Raw genomic sequence first — 20,245 nt, 5'->3', positions numbered from 1 at the left:
ACCCATGGCCTTGGCAGACATGAAGCGACACGCAGACCATTTTCTGCGTGTCGCCAACGAGATTCCGCAATGCAAACGCTGTGGCCTGATCGCCGTCGATGAAGACGTGGCGTCGCTGTTCCTTGATTTGGCCGTGGAAATGCCAACACATTGGGTCGCCAAAGGCGGTGCCCCCAATGGCGTCATGGCGGTCGAAAGGGTCGAGGTCATGCTGCGCCCGGACTACCCATGGCGCTGCCCTACGTTCACCTTGCGCGCGGATTTCCCGCGCGACATGGCTCACCTGACACCCGGGTCGGACAATGTCAGTCCGACCCCTTGCCTCGTCGACGGCAACCAGGACGAATTTTTCAACCAGCACGGGCTGCTTGAGCTCGGCATCGGCGCCATCGTCAACCAGATGGGCCTATGGCTCGGCCGCGCCGCGATCGGCGCCTTGATGGACGCGGACCATGGCTGGGAACCGGTGATGCGTCAGGGCCTGCCGGACCGGCTGATTATCGATGCGGACTACGCCCGCAGCCAGGTCGCCGACAAGACGGGCTCCGTGTGGCTTGCGACCAGATTCGCGAAAGGCAAGGATCTCTCTGGCAAAAGGGCTTACACCCTCTCGGCGAACAATGAACTTGCTGCGGTCTTCGGCGACATGAAGCCGTTCCCGTTTGTGCCTGAGCGCGAAGACCGCTACAGCGGCATCACCGTGACGGCTCTGATCTGGCCGCCCCAGGACGCGATCACGAGCACCGTCCTCCCGGAAACCGTCCAGACACTCGACGATCTGGCCAAACGCGCCGAGGCGTTGGGCTGCGGCGCGGAGTTTGCACTGTTTCTTGGCAAGCTCGAGCGTCGCTGGAAGGCCAAGACCACAGCCGCGGTTCTGCCGGTCGCCGTCGTGCTGTGCGCGCGGCGCCCGTTCCCGCTCAGCGGGCGGGATTCGGCCGTCGAGTTGCTTCCCTACCTGATCGAGATCACGGCGAAGCCGAAGCGCGCCTCACTGTTCGAAGGTCCGAACGCGAAGACGGTTGTCGCCATGGAGCAGCTTGACCGGACCACACCGAAGCTCTTGCGTACCGTGTCCGCCACTGCGGTTTTCGCGCCGTTCAGCCTGGTCGGCTGCGGCAGCGTCGGGTCGAAAGCTGCCCTGCATCTGGCGCGGGCCGGCGCCGAGATCCTGGCCGTCTCCGACAGCAACGAGCTGCGGCCGCACAATATGGCCAGGCACGCCCTCGTGCGCCTCCCCCTGCCCTGGCCGAAGGCCTTCGAATTGGCCGAGGAGCTTGGGCCCCTCGGGCAAAAATCCGAGGCCAACCTGATCGACGTGGTCAAGGGCCTGAAACGGCCCGAGGACCGGTTGAAGATCGCGCCTGCAGGGACCGGGACCCTGGTCAACACGACCGCATCGAGCCTGGTGCGCGACGCGCTGTCGACTGTCACCCCGGCCGAACTGCCGACGCGCGTGGCCGAGATCGCGCTTTTCGGGCGCGGCCGCGGCGGTTTTGTCTTCCACGAAGGCTCCGGCCGCAATCCAAGCCTCGCCGATTTGCAGACTGTCCTATCGGCGACGGTGACCCCCTACGAACGGACACTGCTGTTCGATCCCGAGTTCGGACTCGCACAAATCCAGATTGGGGAAGGCTGCGGCTCTATGACCATGCCGATGACCGACGCGCGTCTGTCGGCGATGACGGCCACGGCCACTGAGGAGCTGATGCGCCTTGCGATCGCCAACGCCGACGACGGAGAACTCGTTGTGGGCGTGACGGACCCCAATGGACCATCGACACGTTGGCGCCGCCTTGTGGTCCCAAAGTTCCTTGAAATTCCGGTAGAGGGCGGGGAATGGACGCTGCGTCTATCTTCTCATGTCGCCACCATGATCCGCGAAGAGATCGCCCGGTTTCCGAACGTCGAGACCGGTGGTCTTTTGATTGGGTCCTGCAGTTCGCTGAGGAAGAGCGTGACCGTGGTCGACCTGATCGAGGCACCTGAAGACAGCCGCAGGACGCCGACCCTGTTCGTGCTCGGCACCAAGGGCATGAAACAGCGGATCGACACCCGTTTCGAGGAAAGCGGCCGCTCGCTGCTCGATGTCGGCACATGGCACAGCCACCTTGCTGAACAGGGGCCATCTGGTACCGACCGGCAGACCGCCAAGCAAGTAGCGGCCGAACGGGCCCCGCCGGCAATCCTGCTCATCGCCACCCCCGGCACCTATCACGCCATCATGCACAAGGAGGTCTGATGAACGACTATCTCGACGCCTATTCGATCAAGGCGCGCCTAGCGCCGGCGGCCTTGGCCGTCGCGCCGGTGATTGTGCTGATCGTCCTGGCCTTCAACTGGGTCCAACCCAGCCTGCCGGAAGCGATTATCGGGGTCGCCGTCACGGTCCTGTTCTTTGCGGCTTCCAACATCGCGCGCCGGCTCGGCAAGCGTAAGGAACGGCAGCTGTTTGCGACCACTGGTGGGCGCCCGGAGAACCGCGAACTCAGCCACCCCGACAAGACGCTCGATCACAAGACCAAGCAACGGTACCGGCAGTTTCTTGCCAAGCAGATCGAGCAGCCGGCACCTACCCGCGATATGGAAATCGAGGATCCGGACGAAGCCGCTGCCTTCTATGTCCAGTGCTACAACTGGCTGCGCGAGAACACCCGCGATACCGACAAGTTCCGGATACTGTTCAACGAGAACATTACCTACGGCTATTACCGCAACCTGCTCGCGCTGAAGCCCTACGGTATCGCCCTCAACCTGTTGACCATCGCGGCCGCCGCAGCGATCATCTATTACAAGCCGGATTTTGCCGAACTGACCCATGGAAAGCTCGTTGCATTGGGGATTCTTGCTGCGGTGCATGCGCTTTACCTGCTTTTTGGCGTCACGAAACGGGCCGTGCTTGAAGCGTCGAAGGCCTACGCCCGCCAGCTCACGCTCAGTTGCGAAACCCTGATTGTGCAGATGAAAGCGGAGTGACGCGTCAATCGACTTGAAGTCCGGTGAGCACGTCGGCAAATAAGCTGGCGCCAGCCGCCTTGATCATCGGCCTGTTGGCCGCACCTTACGTGATAGTGTCCTTATCAAACATAACGAGGGATAGCATGATTATCGGTGAAGCACTCTTCCGGAAAAATGATTTAGACAATTACCTCCGGGCCCAAGTGGGCGCGATTGACGAGCACGTGCGCAAGAACGTCACTAAGGCGGATTTAGGCAAGACCGACGCCGAGATCACCCAGCAGCATCTGCCAGGTGCTCGCGTGGAACCGTTGCAGGTAGACTTCGAGAATCCTCAAAAGGATGTGAGCGAAACGCGTGTGCAAGTCCACGACGTTTTTGATGGTGCAGTTATGATCGATGGTGTGCGCGCGACCCGCAGCTTCGCATTCACTGGCGAGCCAGCGCTATTTTCGCTCAAGACCAATCCTTATTCGAGTGTTTTGCCCCATGGTCTTGTCACTGGCGGCCGCATCGTTATTGGCATGGAAGGCCGGAACGACGCGGAGACATTGAAACGCGAGATCGATAGCCAAGAACAAACCCTGCGAGTGTATGTCGGATATTCAAAAGCACAGGTCGATGCGCATAACGCCAAATTAGAGGCCCTGCTAACCGACGCCATTGCGCGTAGGCGGAAAGCTCTCGACGCCATCGACGCCCTCAAAGACCGTATCTAGTAGGAGCCATCTCAGTTCGACGTCTCGATTTGGGGTTCGTCGAAAGCCTCGTCCCGGCCGCAGATGGCGCAAAATGTCTCGTCAAACGCAGCCCTGAGAGCCGCGTCTGGCGCGACGTCTCTTCCAACCAATACGATCGCCCGGAGCGACTGGAGCAAATCAGCGACTGTATCGATTCCGTCCGCTTGGGAACTCAATCTCTGTTATACTTCCCCATGCTCCATTTCTCAGATCTTGATCCCCATCTACTCAATCCGGCTCGCGATCCGCTGGTGTTCCACGCCACGCTGGGAGCCCATGGAACCTATACGACGGAACATTTCGTTCTGCGCCTGAGTCCTCGTGCCCATGAGCTTGTCGACGCTCTCACCCGGGGCGAAATAGATGGCTATGACGTAGGCGAACTGCTCCAAGCTTATTCTACCTATCTGCACGAAACCGTGCATTGGTGGCAGCACATGGGCTCCACTGCGGGCCTCATCCTCAGCCTGGCCTACCCGGCACAAGTCTATGGCAGCATGGAGTTTCTCCAGACCTATGCGCGGGGCGTCGGCGGCATGAAACCGATAAAGGATTGGGCCTATAAGGCTATGATCGACGGCAAGACGCACTCCGACCCAGTCCTTGCCGCCGCTAACATTGCGGTCAACAACGCGCTAGACATCAACTTCTACAAGCAACTCGCCTGCTCGCCCAAGGCCGTCCTTTCACTCGAGCGGACGCCCTATTTCGAGAGCGTCGGTCACAGCTACCTCAAGACCTATGGTGAAACCGTCTATGCAATCACTGGCTCCTGCGATCTAGCGGAGGGCCAATTTCCTGATCCTGGTCGCTGGGATCCGCAGTTCCTCCAGCTTCAACTCCGCCGATGCGAAGGCTTCTATCATGGCTGGCGTCCACCTTTCGCCGAGGTCGGTATTCAGGAAATTTTCGAAGGCCAGGCCCGCTTTTGCCAAATCCAGTTTTTGGCTTCATCAGGAGGTCCCGAGCTGCTTCAGACGTATCGGGACCAGGGCTATTTTTGCGCCTCCTTATATCGACGCGTTTGAAGTATTCCTGAGACTTACCGGGACAGAGTGGCCTGAACGACATGACAGCCCGATCGTCGGTCTGTTTCTTCTGATCTGCGATCTGGCAATCAACCCAACAAGGGGATTTCCGCTCGACATCGAGTCTTTCGAGGATTTCATCTGCGACGTGGACCCGGGCGCGCGCTTCACCCGATTTTGCCTCGCTGCGGCGGAAGCCCCCGAGCTTGCCCAAGCCGTGCAAAGGTTCTCCGCGATTGAGTATGAATCTATAGCGGCGCAACTGACAGAGCGGTGCGGCTATGATGATCCGCGAAAGGGTCTTGATGCTGTGATCGAGTTGCTCGGCGATAACGGACCTGTCGATGCTCTGATGGAGGAGCATCGTACATTCAACTATGCAAGCAAGAATATGCCCGTCAGGGTCATGGTTTCACACCACATAGCTTTTTGCAGGGATAAGCGGCGGCGGCCTGAATTTTTCTGCTGGCCGGGCATCTGGATGACGGGAGACGATTTCAAGCCCGAGGCTGGGTCGCTCTTCATCACCCATTTGTCCCTGTTTCAGGACAGAGCTGACAGCGAACAGATATTCCCTCGCGCCGTGTCTGGTCGCAGCCCCGAAAGCATCAAAGCGCTCGTCAACAACTTCTTTGGTGGGATGCTCGTGTTCGACCTTGCTCTGCAATGGGTCCTCGAGCCAGGGCCTTTTCGTTACGATTTCAAATGGCTCACCGGCAACTCCGAAAATTCCGGGCTAATCGCAATCGCCAAGAGACAATTCGCACATTTCTATGGCCTGGATCCCGACACCTGCATTCCGATCGCCTCCCCTGTCACTACTGGCGCCCAGGGACCAAGCTAGAGCTATAGGATTTGCCGTCGATCAGCTTCAGAGATGCCGCCCCGTAATGGCCATTTTTCGACTAGAGCCTCTACGGTTACAGGTTACATGAGCTAGATTAGCACGGTATCCCTTTGCGCAAATATTTGAAAAATATGGTGGGCGGTATAGGATTCGAACCTACGACCCCTACAGTGTGAAGGCCATCCGTACGATAATACGGTATAATCGAAATATGTAATCATTTGTATTTTAGTCATTTTTAGGTCTCTGGTATTCATCATTACTTCACTTTAATGTAACATTTGCGATAAAATTTTTACATGGAAGTACATGAATACCAAAATTATTCTTCACCGATGTTTCCATCGCAGATTGCCCCTCCGAGAAGGACCAGGAAATCGATGGGGATCACCCCCGTCGGACGGGATGGTCGTATTCGCAATGGCTCCAACATCCCCTGCCCTAATATTTTTGCCGGGTATCCCGGTGTAGGTCACGACTGTTTGCCTAAATTTTGCTCAGAAAACCCAATCCATCGTTAGTTAGCGCGAGCTTATATTCACTCTCAAATCTCGTGATTCTGCGTAAGTCTGCCGTCTCTCCAGCCTCCAAGCAGGTGACACCTTTGAGACGCAGCACAGCCTTGTCCTCCGTCGCGGCCGGGTCGGCTCCGGCATGTCATCTGTTTGCTGCGCCGACGAAGCGGGTCAGCCGGTCGGTACCGCGCACATGGGCACTGGTCAGAAAGGAACGAAGGTTGGCCGGGTTGCGGCTCGACCCATCCTGCTCGAACCAAGCCGCCTCCTGCGCGGAGTGGTCATCGCTGACGGCAAGGGCCTTGGCCAGTTCAAGCGTCAGTTCCCCTGCGCGCATGACATCGAGAATGCGTGGCGAAAGATTGGCGAGTTTCACGCGCTGGCGCACGGTGACAACCGACTTGCCGAAACGGGAGGCAATGTCCTCGGCCGCCATTCCCTGTTCCACTAGGTCGCGATAGGCAATGACTTCGTCCACAGGATGCATCGGCTCACGCTGGTCGTTCTCCGCCAGCGAAATTTCGGTGTCGCTGCCTTCCTCCCGCAGGACAGCCCTGACCGGATAGTCTTTGGTAACGGCCACCCCCTGCACGGTGCGCCCTTCCTCCAGCAGCAACCGCAGCGCCCCCAGACGCCGCCCTCCGGCGACCACCTCGAAATTGGCTCCTTTCGGGGCCTTGCGGGTCACAAGGTTGTGGATGAGGCCGTGGGCCTCGATGCTGGCCGCCAGTTCCGTCCTCCCCGCCTCGGAATTGACGCGGCGGACGTTGGCTTTGTTCGGCACCAGCTTGCCGAGCGGGATGGTGATTTCATTCGTGTTCATGGTCTTGCTCCTTGTTGGTTTCAGGGATTGACCTGATGGGTGCAGGCCTCCCTGAACCCCTGCCTTGCGGCGAGGCTTGCGGGGAGAGAGGGCCGCGCGCCTCTCTTCCCATCATCTCTAAGAAGCCTTACCCTTTTCTCAGGGGGTGCCATGTCTACAATTTTGAAAATGAAGTTTCCGGGCCAGTGGCCGCAGATTGAGGCTGTCTTACAGGCCGGCCCTACGGCAGCAGACTGGGACGCTGCTTTCAGTGTTTGCCTGTCCGACCGAATACAGAAACGTTACCTTGTCCCGATACGAGCTTTGCAGAAAGGCCCTCTGCACGGTGAGGGTTTTACGATCCTCACCATTCAATGTGCGCTGATTGAATTCCTCGCAGCCTTAAAAAAGGGGTGGAACTTTCACTCCGGCGCCCCTTGGGGCGTCAATGACGAATACGGATCAAGCCGACGGCTCTATAAGGAATTCTTGACAAGTGAGGCGCCGTTCACCTCTGTCGTGACGTCTGACGCAGAGGCGGAGACGTTCTACACCGACATAAGGTGCGCGCTTGTGCATGAAACGCAAACCAAAAACGGTTGGAGGGTGCGGGCAATTGGTCCGAAGGCCATCGATTTCAGCCAGACTTATGTCAACAGGGATCTGATGCAGAAGCTGATCGACCAATGGGTCCAGTCCTATCGCGGTGCGTTGCCGAACGATCCCCAGTTGCAGGCGGCCTTCAACAGGAAATTCACGTACATCAATTCACATTCTTAGTCGGCGCTGGCCGTCTATTCGGCCACCAAGGAAAACGGGCGTACAAAGCGGAAGCACCGAAATGCCCGCCAGCGGGACCAAGTCAGTTCGGTGCTGGAGAAAGTTCGTGGCCCTGAGACCGGTTCAACAGGGTGGCCGAAGGAGCATCAGCATAGCGCCGCCGCCAGGCGGGATGCGGGGCCGACCGCCCCCGGCGAAGGGCGCTGTATGATGCGGCCTCTATGGCGGTGTAACGGCAGAGAATTTGGGCATGCGTGCGCCTGGAGCCAGCACAGGCTCGCCATTTGGCGATGCTTAATTAGCTCTTATTCAGGCTCTGCTGAAGGATGAGCAGGTTCAGATCGTTCAGCAGTTTGTCCTTGGCGGCTGGGTCAACCGGCGGCGGAGCGGGAACCTTCTTGATGGGTTGGCCTTTCGGCAGCGGATTCGCGCGTTCGGGCGCCTGCTTGGGTTTGGGCTTTTCTTCGGCCTTTGGCGCAAAAACGATGCTGATTTTATTGACGTCTTTCCAAGTGGTTTTCCAGCCCGCGCCTAGGCTGGCATGCCCCGTATCGAAAGGTATCGTGACGATCTTGACGCTCGCCGAGGCGCCCTGCTCCAGCGTGAACCCCATGACGTAGGATACCGAATCTGGCGGGGTCTTAGTATCCGCGTAGGCGTCCTGGACCTGTGCAAGCCAGTCCGCGATCTTCAAGTTACCAATAAGCCGTGATCCGTGAGCACGGCGCCCATTGACGGCGTCTGTATCGCACACGATAGGGTCTTGCTGACTTAAGCCGATAGTGAACTTGTACCCCACCAGCCTGTCTGCGGTTCCGGTGGCGTTCGTTGCCAACGCAAACGTGCCCGTCTGGGGAATGTAGGGTACTTCATTTCCCGCACTGACATCGCCGCCGCCCGTCGCCACAACGTTCAACGACAGTTCAACCGCCGCGGCCCATTTTCCCTTGTCAGTCAGGAAGGTAGCAGGGTGAACCGGGGGATCTGCTTTGGGCCGGCCGTCGCGACCCTCTTTCAGGTCGCAGCGGATGTTGTCGACAATGTCAGAAATGCGTAGGAGGCCAACGTCAGTTGGCAAATTTGGGACGCTGGCACAACTCGAAAGAGCGAAGCAAACCCCCAGCGAGCTCCTTACAAAAACCCTCATGGACCTTCTCCCCCTCCCCAAATCAAGGATGAGCACGTATTTTATGATGAAAGCCCTTCATAAGACTTTCAACAGAAACATTTCCGAGATGAAGGGGGCTCTTTGTTTATGGAGCGAAGGCAACTCTGTGCCAACAATTTAGGGCTGGCCGGTTATTTGTGGGATCAGGTCTTGGGCGCAATTTGCCTTTCATCCGTATCCCACTTCCGTTGTGAGCCCGGCTCGCCCTCACGCCAAAGTAGCGCCAAACGTGACGTTCAACACCCCTGGCCCCCTGACCATTCACGGCAGGCTGGATTGGTTGCGCGTCTTGGGCGATATCAGCGTGTGGTTTAAATCTTGGAGCATTGTGATGTCCGAAGAAGCCAACAACCTGATCGAACTTACTGCGGATATCGTTTCCGCGTATGTCCAGAAGAACCCGGTTCCAGTAGCTCGATAACCCGATCTGATCGCCAGCGTGAATTCGGCACTCACTAATATTGGACAGGCAATTCCAGCAGAAGCACCAGCCCCGAAGCCGGCAGTCAATCCCGATCAGTGTTTCCGGACTACATCATCAGCCTTGAAGACGGCCACAAATACAAGTCGCTTAAGCGGCATCTGGCTACCAAGCACGGCATGACGCCCGACGAGTACCGGGCGAAGTGGGGCTGGCAAAGGATTATCCTATGGTCGCGCCAAACTACTCGGCCGCCCGGTCTACGGACCGGACGCAGCTACTGCAGCAGCCCATTGCGCGATGGGCGTGAGCGCGACTACCGCTTTTGGTTTGCGGTTTTCGCGAAGCTGAACGGCACCGACTCTCAAAGCACGAAGGCGTCATGAACGCTTCGGATATTCGAGGCCTCTACCCACGGACTGGCGTCTCTGATACGCTTCTTGTGAACTTGTAGGAGCGTAATCCATGTACCGCGGACTCAGACTTTGGATCGGCAAGACAAACCGGGATCATCTGGACTTAATCGACCTCGCCCGCAGGCAAGCCGACCACCTTGGACCCGCCGGGATCTGTGCCAAGCGCAATCAAACCAACGAACGGTTTTTGAAAAGAGGATATATACGGCTGGCACCATTAACACGCCGCCAGCGTCGAAAACTGATGGTTCGTATTGCGAACCTGGGTGAACCAGCTATCAAAGTGCAGCGGATAATAAACCCGAACCCCCGCCCGCGGTGAAATGTAGTCGTAGCCGATCGCCTTAGGCGATGTCGGCGGATGTTAATTTTGAAAGAACTGCGAGCTTTTCGTCCAGTTGGGGGTCGATGTACCCTTCCTCCAATACCCGTAGAATTAGCTTCATTGCCGCCGCTTGCATGTTAACTCGATCTTCGTCGGGCAGTAAATCGAGTACAATTGAAATCGTTGTTGGATCTTCCGAAACAAGCGATGGAACCAGTTCCTCGTTAGGTGTTGTTCGTTCGTCGCTCAGAATCTCTGCCACGATCGGCAGATAGAATGTTCTGACATGGTCCTTGTGATAGGTATCCGCTTTCTCAATCTTCTCTAAGGCATCGTCGTCGCCCGAAAATGCCTCGCGCATCGTCATGATGACCGCATCTCGAATTCGGTCAGCTTGCAGGGCTATGTTTTTTGCCGGGCCGCCGACGCTCACCGCGAACTGAATGAGTTCGTCGAGGCTTTCCCGAACTTTGTGCAAGTCGCCAGTGGTCATTGGCGAGGGAAGCTCCCCAATTTTCCTTTGAGAGCGCGGAAAATAGACCTTGCGCCAATAAGACCTTCTCGCTGTCGTCCTTCCTTGCCTCAGAAAGCTCTTCTCTTGAAAAAATTCGCCTGGGCGGCGGAAAGTAGGGGTTTTGCCATCTCTTGATCAAATAGGCTTCGCGCGCGCCCGGGTTGTCCGACCATTCCAACTCGTTCGTTTCAGCTAAACGAGCACCGTCTGATTTGCCCTGAGGTCCGTGAATTATGTAGTTCATGGCCTCCTTCCCGGCCCGCTCGCGCTCGGCAGGTGTCCGGGCCTTGCCCCACTGCGCACCAAGTCTCTGTATCTCTTGGTCGTCCTGAAATTTCTGTTGTGCCTCTCCGCCCTGCCGTCCCGCACGGAATGCCACCGTAAACTCTCGCCAGAGTTCGCCGATAATCCCCATTCGCTGCCCCTTAGCTTTCGCGCGAGATTGGCAATTTGACGAGCCTACTACAGAGTGCACCGTACGAAGAATTCATACGCATATGGCATCGCTGCAATCCATTGCACGTTGATGCCTATCGTTGGGTTTGGCCTCTAATTGCGTTCGGCGCTATTATGAACCTATGGAATCGACCGCCTCTCAGTCTGAAGTGATGGATTTGCCACCCGAACGCCCCCTGTCGCTTCGCAATCAGACCTGTGTCTATTGCGGGCTCGCCCTCACTCCCGGCAACAAGACGCGGGAGCATGTCATCGGGCGCCGCTTCGTGCCGGATGGGAAGCTACAAGGGCAGTGGAACTAGTCCTCAACGCTTGCCGTCGTGCAACTCTCACAAGGCCGATCTCGAGGACGATATTTCGGCGATTACCCTGCAACCCGATTCTTGGGGCCGCTACGGACATGACGACATCTCGGCGATCGAGGATGCCCTACGCAAGGCCAAAGACTCGCGCAGCCGACGGACGCGGAAGGCGGTCAAGGACAGTAGCGAAGAGATCAAAATCCAGGGGACCCTCGGACCTGGAATCACCCTATCGTTTCAATACACCAGCCCGCCTCAGGTTGACGACAATCGTGCGTTCGAACTGGCCCGCCTGCGCCACTCCATCCGATTGAGTTCACACAGTACTTTGACACATCGGGCGATTCGACACCGGCTTGATCTTTGGAATTCAGCCGTTTTTTCCGCCGGTTTTGGCCAGTCGGCGGTCTTCGGCGCAAAATCGCACTATGGGCGAAATGCCCTGTGCCGATCGCCGCTATTTCAGCGTGGCGACACCAGATTCGCTTGCGTGATTACCTGTGGGCCCAACCGTCTCGCGCGCCGTCAGCGCCAGTTCTCCGGTCGTGGCGCTGCCCCGGTCTATATCGAGGACCGCCAGTTCTTCCCCCAATGCGGCGATCAAGGCCGCCACCCGGCCGCGCACGCGCGGATGAAGATTCATTAATCCTTCGATGAGGCGCCGGCCTTCCGCGCTGGCGATGAAGTCTATGCGCTCGTCCACCGGGAGGGGTGAAGGCTCTCGGCTGGTTTCATTTCCGGGCAGGCCTTCGAAAAAACGACTTACAGGAATGTCCAGCGACCTGCCGATCTCGTAAAGCATGGATGCGCTAACGCGGTTCCTCGCGTTCTCGTATTTCTGGAGCTGCTGGAAGCTGATGCCTATGGATCGCGCAAGCTGAGCTTGCGATACGTCCGACTGGACGCGAACGATCGCGATCTGCCTGCCGACATGCTGATCTGCGGGATGCGAGCTATTCTCGTTTACAGGCTTTGGCCTTGCCTGGATGACGCGGGGGCGTGTTGATTCAACCAATGCCTTTCGCAATTGCATTACTCCCTTGTAGAAAAGTTGGTCGCGTAGGCTCCCGACGCGAGACCAGCCAAACTTCGGAATGAAAGGGGAGTTGCGAAGTGCTCGAACGGCGTTGTGCCGTCAGCTTGGCTCTTTATCCACACCGATCCGACCAATATCCTCCATTACCGAGCGGATTTGCGGCCAAGGAAACTCGGGATCGTCCTTCGACGGCTGCCCTTCCCTTAGTATGGCATCAAGCTTCGCTGCGACGCCGGCAAGGGAGATAGCTGGTGTTTCTGACAGTGCCTCAAGCAACGTCTCCGCCTGACCGGCTGCCTCACTTTCAGCACGCAACGTGGCAGAATAGCCAATCGCCCGGTCATAGGCCTCCCAGCGCGCCTGATGAACCGCCAAATCGGCCTCGACCTTCGCAGCTATCTCCGTCTCCATAGATCCGACGCCCAACACACCGCGAAGGGCCTCATGTGAAGCCGGCGTAGCGCCCCTGTCATCTGACAATCGGATCATCACTTTGGGAAAGCCGACTTCTTCTACGAGCCTCCGCTCCAGACGCTGCTGCTCGCGGCTCAACCGATCGGTCTCTTCATGAGCAGCTTGCCACTCGCGCCACACTGTCACGGCAGGGTCGGTTGTTGCGCGAAATAGTTCCCTGCGGATGACGGAAGGCAAAGTCGTGCTATTGTCGGAATCAGCCATGATCCGAGCTCCTCAACAGCTTTGGCGTGGCCAGGCCGGATTGGTGTTGCATCACCCATCCGGCCGCCAAGTGAAACCGAGACTACACACAGTGCATTATCTAAGCAACCAAAATCACCATAGAATGGTGATTTTATGAATCCGGTGCAGTGCCGCATGGCTCGGGCTGCATTGGGGTGGGGCGTTTTGGACCTCTCAAAAGAAGCCAGGGTTTCCACCCAGACCATTGTTCGCTTCGAGCGAGGTGAGGCGTTGAAGCAATCTACCGTAGATCAGATAAGAACCGCGCTTGAAGCTGCCGGGATTGAGTTCATCCCAGAGAATGGCGGCGGCCCAGGGGTGCGTTTGTCTCGCAATCAGAGCTGACGCCCAGGTCGCCATGCAACCGGATTGTCGATCCACTGATTGATCTCGGATTCGCGCCAGCCCGCACCGTTGACGCTGATTTTGATCTGAGCCGGGAACGTCCCTTCGGCGATCTTGCGATACATGGTTGAGCGGGACAGGCCGGTCCGGGCAAGAACGGTTCTGCGGCGGATGATGCGGTCGGGTTCCGGCATAGCTGGCCTGCCTCTTGCTGGGTGTTTCTGATACCTGATGGGCCAGACAGAACAAGGTGTCTATGGCCACGCAAGAGGGATCGCTGCCGTGTCGCAAGGCGGCGTGGTAACGGCGGCAGATCGGATGGGTTAGAGTCCGATGCCGCGCCCCCTCCCGAGCCCGATCCCTTGGTTGAAGGCGAGTTCCGCGCCGAGGCGCCGGCCGGAATCGATGCTGATGCCGAGCTCGCGCTTGCGGTTGGCAAGAAGGGATTCCAGCTGCGGATCGCGTTCGAGGCTCTTGGCCATATCGGACATGGCCGACCTCGCTGACCTATAGCCAGACATGTCGCCGGCCTGGTATCGCCGCTGGGCCGTGAGGTCGAGCTTTTGCCAACGTTCCACAAAACGGTCCGCCCGCAAGCTCGGATCGGTGTCCAGCCCAGTGCGGATTTCGGTTTCAAGCTGGAGCGCCAGCACAGCGCGGTTGACGCGACCGGTCGCCGCTTCACGAAAAAGCTTGGGATTTTTCGCGTAGGCCGCTTCGGCATCGCGCCAGCCATGCGGCCGAACTTTTTCGAAAGCGGTGCGGGCATGTCGCAATTCGCGCATCTGCTCCGGACTACCCTGCCCGTCCGCATCTCCGGTGCGCAGGATAGCGTCGAGCGCGCGCGCGTGACGAACAAGCGCCTTCGTGCGAGCGCTGCGCAACGCTGCTTCCCGGTCCACCGCCGCGCCCGTTTCGCGCGGCACTCCCCTGGCGGAAGCTTCTCTTTCACGCGCGGGCCCGGCATCTCCAATTTGCGCCCCAACATCTTCCCTTCCCGGCCTGTGCCCACGGTTCTGGCCGAGCTCGGCGTCGCCCGGCGAGCGCAACCCCTCCAGCAGCCCGCTGATTCTGTCGCGCAGCTTCTCCGGAACGATCCGACGCACGATCTCGACCACACGCTGCCGGAAAGTGATGCCGCGCCATTCGGCATAGCTCTGCGCCGGATCGGCTTGCTCGTAATCCGACGCCATGTCCTTTGCGCGGTTGCGTGAAAGCGTAAGGACCAGCCGCTCCCGCGTGGCAAAGTCATCGCGGCTGTAATGCAGGTCCAAGCCATCTCGATGCCTTGACAGCGCGACGTAGCTGCCGTGCGCATCCATGCCCGGCGTAGCGAGCACATGGGCGCGGTCGACGGTCATGCCTTGGGCCTTGTGAATGGTCGCGGCATAGCCATGGTCAATGTGGGCATAGTCTTTCAGGTCAAAGCGCACAGACCTGCCATCGTCGGTGCGCACGGCCATGCTCTGTGTGCTGACCTCTTCGATCACACCGAGCGTTCCGTTCTTGACGACGAGCCCGCGCTCGTTACGCAGGAACATGACACGGTCGCCGGCTGCGAAGTTTCTTGCACCGCGTTCCACAGCGACCTGCATTTCTTCGCCGAGATCGCCGGCAGCGCGCATGCGCTCGCGCGCTGCCTGGTTGAGCGCGAGCACTTCGTTGTTTGTGTGGGTGAGAATGATCCGGCTCGCTTCGGGGTCTGCCTGCCTGTCGCGGTCCCAGCGCTCGACCAGATCGCTGCGCGCCTCATTGCGCGTCGCGGCCCGGTGCACCAGGCCTTGCGCATCATAAGCGTCGATCGCAGCGCCGATCCTGCCAGTCGCCAGATCGCGCGTCGCATCGCGCTGCCAGTCCTCGCGCTGCCTGCGCACCTGGCCGATTTCGACGCCGCCATGACGCTCATGGATCGAGCGGAACGCAGCACCCGCTTCAATCGCCTGCAACTGCTGGGGATCACCGACCAGCACGACCTTTGCGCCGGCTTCCGCTGCATGGGAGAGCACGCGCTCCAACTGGCGCGTGCCGACCATGCCGGCCTCATCGATCACCAGGACATCACGCGCGGTGAGAAGATCGCTGCCCTGCCCCCAACCATGTTCCATACTGGCGATGGTGCGTGACGGGATACTTGATCCGCTTTCGAGATTCTCGGCCGCGATGCCGGAGAGTGCGGCGCCTCGAACTTCGTAGCCTGCTGCTGCCCATGCCTGGCGCGCAACCCCCAGCATTGCGCTCTTGCCGGTTCCGGCAAGGCCGACGACGACACCAAGACCGCGGCCGTCGGTGATGTGATCCAGTGCATCGGCCTGCTCGCCTGACAGGACAAGCCCGCGTTGCGCTGCCCGTGCCAAAGCTGCCTCGCGCTGTGCGTCACTCACCGCATGGCGGTCAGCTTCGGCCATGCGTTCCGCCGCGCGATGCACGCGCTGTTCGGTCTCGATCATCTGCCGGGTGGTGAAGCGATCTTCGCCGCGTCCGTCCTTGCCGAGTTCGACGAGGTCGGGCGCGTTGCCGATGGCGGCCATGACCGCGTTGAACTGCTCCATTCCGTCGCTGTGGCGATGCGCGAACTTGGCAATGTCTTTTCGAGTGAAGGTCGATTGCTGATGCGTGATGGCATTCAGCGCAAGGTTAGGATCCGCGATGATCCGTGCGCCATTGTTGCGTGCGATCTCGCGATGCAGTTCGGCGCGATCCGCGTCAATGCCGGTAGCGGCAAGGCCGCCGCCTTCAATGCGTTGAGCCGGCGCACCAATCTGGGTTTGCGGCTCCAGGGCAATGCCCTGCGCTTCCAGACTGCGATGATCGATGCGCGCGTCGATGTCGAGTTCGGCAAGCCGCTCATTGGCAAGCTCGGCCCATCGCTCGCGCCAGCGCTCGACAAGGTCGGTGCTGTTCCAGTCGCGGACTTTCGCACCAAAACCGTTCTCGTCCACCGAGCGCATGGTGAGCATGACATGGGCATGAGGTTTTGGACTGCCATCCTCTGCCCTGTCCCAATGCACATTGAGGTCGGCGACCATGCCCTGGCTGACAAATTCGGCCTGCACGAAGTCGCGCGCCAGCTCGATGCCTTGTGCCTGGCTCAGTTCGCGCGGCAGAGCAAATTCCACTTCCCGGGCCAGCTGCGCATCCTTACGCACCTCGAACGCCTCGACATCGTTCCACAGCCGTTCGCGCTCGCTCCAGGCATCCGGCGCATTCTCCGGCAGCATCACCTCCGAATGCACAACACCGCGCTTGGCCGAGAAGTCTTGGACACGTTCGATGCGCTCGTCGCGTAACCGCGAAGCCGAGCGGTAGGCGGCGGATGCCACGGCACTGCTCCCAGCCTTGCGGCCAATGACCTTGACGTGAAGATGATAGATCGCCATCGCGATCAGATCATTTGCACGGCAAACCGCACGTCGGCACGACGTATAAGCGCGCCCTCCCTCGAAAAAATCTCGGGATGGACCAGCCCGTCCCGGGCTGTCTCGGCAACCCTGAAGCCTTCTGGCGGACGCTCCCCTATCATCGTCGGATCGACAATCAATGGGGACAGCCATGCGTAAACCACGTGACTTCGACGCGGAACTGAGGGCGCTGGAAGACAAGGCGCGAGAGCTCAAGACGCGAAAGGTACAGCAGCTCGGTGAACTGGTGATCGCCACCGGCGCCGATGAACTCAGCAGCGACGAACTAGCCGGGGCGCTCGTAGCAATCGCTGAAACGAAAGACGCCTCAAAGCGTGAGGCATGGGCCAAGCGTGGGGCGATGTTTTTCGAGAGCAGGTCCCGGCGAATTGCTCCGGCATCTATGCGCAACGATCGCAGCGCTCCAGCGCAACCGGGCAGCCCACAATCGCCGGCAAGCGGCTCTGGCTCGCAATGACATGCGTGCCTGGCAGGTTGAGCGCCGCAGACGCACCCGACATCTGATCGAACTCGGCGGTCTCGTCGCCAAGGCAGGCATCGTCGAGCTGACCAATGACGATCGAGCGATCATCTACGGCGCGCTCCTATGGATCGCCGCCAAGCTCCAAAGCCATGAAGGCGAGCATGCGAGGGAATTGTGGGTCGCGAAGGGAAAGCAGGCGTTCAACGCGGAAGGGATTGAACAGCAAAAGGAAGAACGAACTTAGCGGTGGTTGTGAAAGCGGCGGGCGGCGTAAAGACTCCAACAATATACCTACAATGGGGTGCTCCTGATGGAAGACCTGCGTCAGCGGAGCATTGCGAAAGCTATCTGTTCCATCATGCGCCACCACTGGTCCCGAGACCAAATGTCCGGCTTTCTAAAAGGTATTTGGACGCTCGAACGCAAAGACTTCCAATCCACTCGTCATTGCAAACGAAGGTCCGTTGCCGAGACACCCCGTAGCAGCTGCTGCAGAGTCTCTGCTGTGGCTGGAGCAGCAATCAAAGATCTTTGTCGTGGCCTCTCGATTTTCAATGGCTATGCGCTCACGGTCCACTTTGAAGGTATCGAGACGGAGCGCAGCGGTCCCTATGTGATATCGTAGGAGATAGTTTCGGACCCTCCATTGATGTGCGACTGCGTGACAGCCGTCGTTAACTCGGGCGTAATCTCAAAACCTTCATATTCTCTGTCTCCGGGGGGTTCTGCAGCCCCTGGACGTGAACGGTCGGGAATGGGAGTTCGATGCCTTGCTCCTTGAAGGCTTGGCGGATTCGCACATAGAATTTGCCCTTCATGCCGAAGGCGCCTCCCGGCCTGGTTTTGACCTTCATCCTCAATACGATGCCGTACTCGCCGAACTCCTGTACGCCCTGCATCTTGATCGGTTCGAGCACCCAGTTTTTGAATTCGGGATCTTCCGCCAGTTCGAGGCCGATTCGCTTGATCAGCCTGCGGGCGAAGTCGATATCGGTGTCATAGCCGACGGTGATGTTGAATTTGTCGGTGACCCAGTCACGGCTCTGGTTTTGCACCGCCCCGAGTTCACCGAAAGGGATTGTGAACAGCGGGCCACGATGGTGGCGCAGCTTCACCGAGCGCAGGGAAAAGCTCTCGACCGTTCCGACATAACGGCCGGATGTAATGTATTCGCCGACGCGAAAGGCATCATCGAGCAGAAAAAATATGCCCGAAATGACGTCCTTGACTATGGTTTGCGCTCCAAATCCGATGGCGACACCGACGACGCCGGCGCCGGCGATCAACGGCGCGATCGGGATACCCATCGAGGCGAGCATCATCAGCACCGCCATCACCACGATCACTGCGAGCAGAATGTTCTGGATGATCGGCAAGAGCGTGCGCAGCCGCGCCTGCTGAGGATCGAGGGTCGGGGCGTCCTCCTCGCCGACCACCGCGTGCGGCGTCTCGATGCCCAGTTCTCGTTGGATTAAAGCTTTGATGATCGACCAACCGAAATCGGCGGCAAGCGCGATGACCATGACGTTGATCAAGCCGCGCAAGATGAGCGTGGTCGTCGTATCGCCGCCTTCCATGGACTGCATGTCCAGACCCCAGACGCGCGCCAGAAAATAAGCCGCCGCCAGGATCAAAAGCATCCGGATTCCGCGATCGATGGCCGCGATCGTCACCGCCGGGATCGTCGGGCGTCCGACATCTTCCGAACCCGGCCGCAGGACGAAATTGACGCCGCGCTGCGTCAGCACGATCGCCAGGGGCAGGAAGAATGCGGCAAAGGTAAACCAGAAGGGTCTATTGAGGCCGGCGATACGCTGCAGGAACAGGACGACGAAATAGGCCGTCAACAACCATGTCGCTGCCGTGTGACCGTTTCGGCGCATACCGTCCCGCTGTATCCTTGGCCGACGCCAAACGGCAAGCAGCAAGAGCAGCAACAGCACGAAATCGGCGCCCGTCGACAGCACCAGCATTCCATCCCGATCGATGCCGAGACCCGGCAAGAGGAGAAACGCGGCGGCGAAGAAAGCCAAGACGCCGAGGATCCGGGATAGCCAATAGGTCCAATGGTCCGCTGTTTCGTTGGTGATCGGCAAGGCACGAACCTGGGCGGCGTTCTCGATGTTGATGAAGGAAGGGACGAGCAGGGCCACGATGTACATGCGCACCCCCCATGCTGCGACTGCAGCTATCAGAAACGTCAGGACGATTTCGCGGATAAGCATCGGCCAGTCGAACAACATAAAGGCGCCGGCGCTGCCCAAGGCGAAGGAGACGATCAGAATGCTGGAATAAAGCGTGCGGCCGCCAATGTTCTTGGCTCGCCCGGCTGGGGTGTCCTTCGGCTGCGCGATGATCCAAAGACGAAATGGACGCGTGAGCTTGTAGGTCGCCCAGGTGAGCGCGAATCCTGCGGCGATGAACATCGCGACCAGCAAGAGTACGCCGGCGGATCCCTTGCTGGACATATCGTCCATGGTCGCTGCCCGAACGCGTGCGAACTGGCCTGGCAAGAGGGGCAACGTCCGTACGATTCGTTGGAAATGATGCCTGATCCGATCGAGCATCGAGGATGCCATCGTGTTCATCCGGCCTGGTGCGGCCACCGCGTCGGACGATGCGCCGGCCGGAGCAATCCCTGCCTGGGCAGTGCCCCCCGTAGATTTGGATTCCTGATTGTGCTGTTCTGTCACCCAGGCCTTCACCGACGGGTCACCGAGAAGCTCGAACAGCTGTTTGACCCTTTCAGGCGGCACGCTTGCCGGGGCCTGCGCCTGCGTCGGACCAGCCAGCAAGAGGGCAATTCCAAAGGCAAGCGGCCTGGCAATCAGGACAAACATCGCTATCAGATCCGCCGGGTGCGCCAGAGTCCTGGCTCCCAGTCGTCGCGTGATGCGTGTCATCGTGCTGTAACCTTCAGATAGGCAAGCAACGACACCAATGTCCGTCGTCGCTCCTACCTTGGAGAAACCGATGTTGTGGTGCAAGACCTGATCGTTCCGAGCCCATGT

17 protein-coding genes and 1 pseudogene are annotated in these 20,245 nt (G+C 59.0%); 10 read left to right on the top strand and 8 right to left on the bottom strand.

Features of this window, described 5'->3' with window-relative positions:
• The first annotated feature begins 4 nt into the window (after positions 1-4).
• The 4 genes from FJ974_RS17765 (at position 5) to FJ974_RS17750 (ending at position 4,726) form a co-directional block, all read left to right on the top strand.
• A complete protein-coding gene (locus FJ974_RS17765) occupies positions 5-2,242 on the top strand; it encodes a Mov34/MPN/PAD-1 family protein (protein WP_140534860.1) in 2,238 nt (745 codons plus the stop codon).
• Complete coding sequence (locus FJ974_RS17760) at positions 2,242-2,976, top strand: hypothetical protein (protein ID WP_140534863.1); 735 nt, start codon at positions 2,242-2,244, stop codon at positions 2,974-2,976. The genes FJ974_RS17765 and FJ974_RS17760 overlap by 1 nt, the downstream gene beginning before the upstream one ends.
• Positions 2,977-3,101: 125 nt before the next feature.
• Complete coding sequence (locus FJ974_RS17755) at positions 3,102-3,677, top strand: hypothetical protein (protein ID WP_140534866.1); 576 nt, start codon at positions 3,102-3,104, stop codon at positions 3,675-3,677.
• Positions 3,678-3,706: 29 nt separating this feature from the next.
• Complete coding sequence (locus FJ974_RS17750) at positions 3,707-4,726, top strand: hypothetical protein (protein WP_140534869.1); 1,020 nt, start codon at positions 3,707-3,709, stop codon at positions 4,724-4,726.
• A gap of 1,504 nt (positions 4,727-6,230) precedes the next feature.
• On the opposite strand, the gene FJ974_RS17745 is transcribed toward FJ974_RS17750, so the two are convergent.
• A complete protein-coding gene (locus tag FJ974_RS17745; RefSeq protein ID WP_140534875.1) occupies positions 6,231-6,911 on the bottom strand; it encodes a ParB/RepB/Spo0J family partition protein in 681 nt (226 codons plus the stop codon).
• Between the two features lie 150 nt (positions 6,912-7,061).
• Between FJ974_RS17745 and FJ974_RS17740 the strand changes: the two genes are divergently transcribed.
• Positions 7,062-7,670 (top strand): hypothetical protein, encoded by a 609-nt coding sequence (locus tag FJ974_RS17740; protein WP_140534877.1) that lies wholly within the window; start codon positions 7,062-7,064, stop codon positions 7,668-7,670.
• A gap of 298 nt (positions 7,671-7,968) precedes the next feature.
• Here the strand turns inward: FJ974_RS17740 and FJ974_RS17735 are convergent, their stop codons facing one another.
• Positions 7,969-8,817 carry a hypothetical protein gene (locus FJ974_RS17735; protein WP_140534880.1) on the bottom strand — a complete coding sequence of 283 codons (849 nt, stop codon included), beginning with the start codon at positions 8,815-8,817 and terminating at the stop codon, positions 7,969-7,971.
• A gap of 352 nt (positions 8,818-9,169) precedes the next feature.
• On the opposite strand from FJ974_RS17735, the pseudogene FJ974_RS17725 reads away from it, so the two are divergent.
• Positions 9,170-9,569, top strand: a pseudogene (locus FJ974_RS17725) (MucR family transcriptional regulator).
• Between the two features lie 155 nt (positions 9,570-9,724).
• Positions 9,725-9,997, top strand: a complete 273-nt coding sequence (locus FJ974_RS17720) for a hypothetical protein (RefSeq protein ID WP_140534883.1) — start codon at positions 9,725-9,727, stop codon at positions 9,995-9,997.
• Between the two features lie 22 nt (positions 9,998-10,019).
• On the opposite strand, the gene FJ974_RS17715 is transcribed toward FJ974_RS17720, so the two are convergent.
• The 3 genes from FJ974_RS17715 to FJ974_RS17705 all read right to left on the bottom strand — a co-directional run bounded on the left by FJ974_RS17715 (position 10,020) and on the right by FJ974_RS17705 (position 12,986).
• Complete coding sequence (locus tag FJ974_RS17715) at positions 10,020-10,493, bottom strand: hypothetical protein (RefSeq protein WP_140534886.1); 474 nt, start codon at positions 10,491-10,493, stop codon at positions 10,020-10,022.
• Positions 10,494-11,729: 1,236 nt separating this feature from the next.
• Entirely contained in the window at positions 11,730-12,299 is a 570-nt protein-coding gene (locus FJ974_RS17710; RefSeq protein WP_226891285.1) for a helix-turn-helix domain-containing protein, read from the bottom strand.
• Between the two features lie 108 nt (positions 12,300-12,407).
• Entirely contained in the window at positions 12,408-12,986 is a 579-nt protein-coding gene (locus tag FJ974_RS17705; protein ID WP_140534893.1) for a hypothetical protein, read from the bottom strand.
• A gap of 135 nt (positions 12,987-13,121) precedes the next feature.
• Here FJ974_RS17705 and FJ974_RS17700 point away from each other — a divergent pair, with 135 nt between their 5' ends.
• On the top strand, positions 13,122-13,352 hold the full coding sequence (locus FJ974_RS17700) for a transcriptional regulator (protein WP_226891284.1): 231 nt from the start codon (positions 13,122-13,124) through the stop codon (positions 13,350-13,352).
• Here the strand turns inward: FJ974_RS17700 and FJ974_RS17695 are convergent.
• Positions 13,343-13,546 carry a helix-turn-helix transcriptional regulator gene (locus tag FJ974_RS17695; protein WP_140534896.1) on the bottom strand — a complete coding sequence of 68 codons (204 nt, stop codon included), beginning with the start codon at positions 13,544-13,546 and terminating at the stop codon, positions 13,343-13,345. The two genes, FJ974_RS17700 and FJ974_RS17695, sit on opposite strands and share 10 nt — an antisense overlap.
• A 129-nt stretch (positions 13,547-13,675) precedes the next feature.
• Positions 13,676-16,729, bottom strand: a complete 3,054-nt coding sequence (gene traA, locus FJ974_RS17690) for a Ti-type conjugative transfer relaxase TraA (RefSeq protein ID WP_140534898.1) — start codon at positions 16,727-16,729, stop codon at positions 13,676-13,678.
• A gap of 172 nt (positions 16,730-16,901) precedes the next feature.
• Between traA and FJ974_RS17685 the strand changes: the two genes are divergently transcribed.
• Entirely contained in the window at positions 16,902-17,228 is a 327-nt protein-coding gene (locus FJ974_RS17685; protein WP_140534901.1) for a conjugal transfer protein TraD, read from the top strand.
• A 1-nt stretch (position 17,229) separates the two neighbouring features.
• Positions 17,230-17,478: a conjugal transfer protein TraD gene (locus FJ974_RS17680; RefSeq protein ID WP_140534904.1), complete on the top strand. Its 249-nt coding sequence runs from the start codon at positions 17,230-17,232 to the stop codon at positions 17,476-17,478.
• A gap of 430 nt (positions 17,479-17,908) precedes the next feature.
• Here the strand turns inward: FJ974_RS17680 and FJ974_RS17675 are convergent, their stop codons facing one another.
• Positions 17,909-20,137 (bottom strand): mechanosensitive ion channel family protein, encoded by a 2,229-nt coding sequence (locus FJ974_RS17675; RefSeq protein ID WP_140534907.1) that lies wholly within the window; start codon positions 20,135-20,137, stop codon positions 17,909-17,911.
• Positions 20,138-20,245: the final 108 nt, after the last annotated feature.

It is taken from the genome of Mesorhizobium sp. B1-1-8, assembly GCF_006442795.2.
Taxonomy (GTDB): Bacteria; Pseudomonadota; Alphaproteobacteria; order Rhizobiales; family Rhizobiaceae; genus Mesorhizobium.
The sequence above is the reverse complement of the archived record's forward strand: the minus strand, read 5'-3'. Positions and strand labels throughout refer to the sequence as shown.

What these genes read in the sequence shown, in the direction of transcription:
- FJ974_RS17680 (WP_140534904.1), top strand. Translation starts at nt 17,230, where the DNA reads ATGCGTGCCTGGCAGGTTGAGCGCCGCAGACGCACCCGACATCTGATC.
- FJ974_RS17745 (WP_140534875.1), bottom strand. Translation starts at nt 6,911, where the DNA reads ATGAACACGAATGAAATCACCATCCCGCTCGGCAAGCTGGTGCCGAAC.
- FJ974_RS17695 (WP_140534896.1), bottom strand. Translation starts at nt 13,546, where the DNA reads ATGCCGGAACCCGACCGCATCATCCGCCGCAGAACCGTTCTTGCCCGG.
- FJ974_RS17705 (WP_140534893.1), bottom strand. Translation starts at nt 12,986, where the DNA reads ATGGCTGATTCCGACAATAGCACGACTTTGCCTTCCGTCATCCGCAGG.
- FJ974_RS17720 (WP_140534883.1), top strand. Translation starts at nt 9,725, where the DNA reads ATGTACCGCGGACTCAGACTTTGGATCGGCAAGACAAACCGGGATCAT.
- FJ974_RS17675 (WP_140534907.1), bottom strand. Translation starts at nt 20,137, where the DNA reads ATGACACGCATCACGCGACGACTGGGAGCCAGGACTCTGGCGCACCCG.
- FJ974_RS17685 (WP_140534901.1), top strand. Translation starts at nt 16,902, where the DNA reads ATGCGTAAACCACGTGACTTCGACGCGGAACTGAGGGCGCTGGAAGAC.
- FJ974_RS17715 (WP_140534886.1), bottom strand. Translation starts at nt 10,493, where the DNA reads ATGACCACTGGCGACTTGCACAAAGTTCGGGAAAGCCTCGACGAACTC.
- FJ974_RS17700 (WP_226891284.1), top strand. Translation starts at nt 13,122, where the DNA reads ATGAATCCGGTGCAGTGCCGCATGGCTCGGGCTGCATTGGGGTGGGGC.
- FJ974_RS17740 (WP_140534877.1), top strand. Translation starts at nt 7,062, where the DNA reads ATGTCTACAATTTTGAAAATGAAGTTTCCGGGCCAGTGGCCGCAGATT.
- traA (WP_140534898.1), bottom strand. Translation starts at nt 16,729, where the DNA reads ATGGCGATCTATCATCTTCACGTCAAGGTCATTGGCCGCAAGGCTGGG.
- FJ974_RS17760 (WP_140534863.1), top strand. Translation starts at nt 2,242, where the DNA reads ATGAACGACTATCTCGACGCCTATTCGATCAAGGCGCGCCTAGCGCCG.
- FJ974_RS17765 (WP_140534860.1), top strand. Translation starts at nt 5, where the DNA reads ATGGCCTTGGCAGACATGAAGCGACACGCAGACCATTTTCTGCGTGTC.
- FJ974_RS17735 (WP_140534880.1), bottom strand. Translation starts at nt 8,817, where the DNA reads ATGAGGGTTTTTGTAAGGAGCTCGCTGGGGGTTTGCTTCGCTCTTTCG.
- FJ974_RS17755 (WP_140534866.1), top strand. Translation starts at nt 3,102, where the DNA reads ATGATTATCGGTGAAGCACTCTTCCGGAAAAATGATTTAGACAATTAC.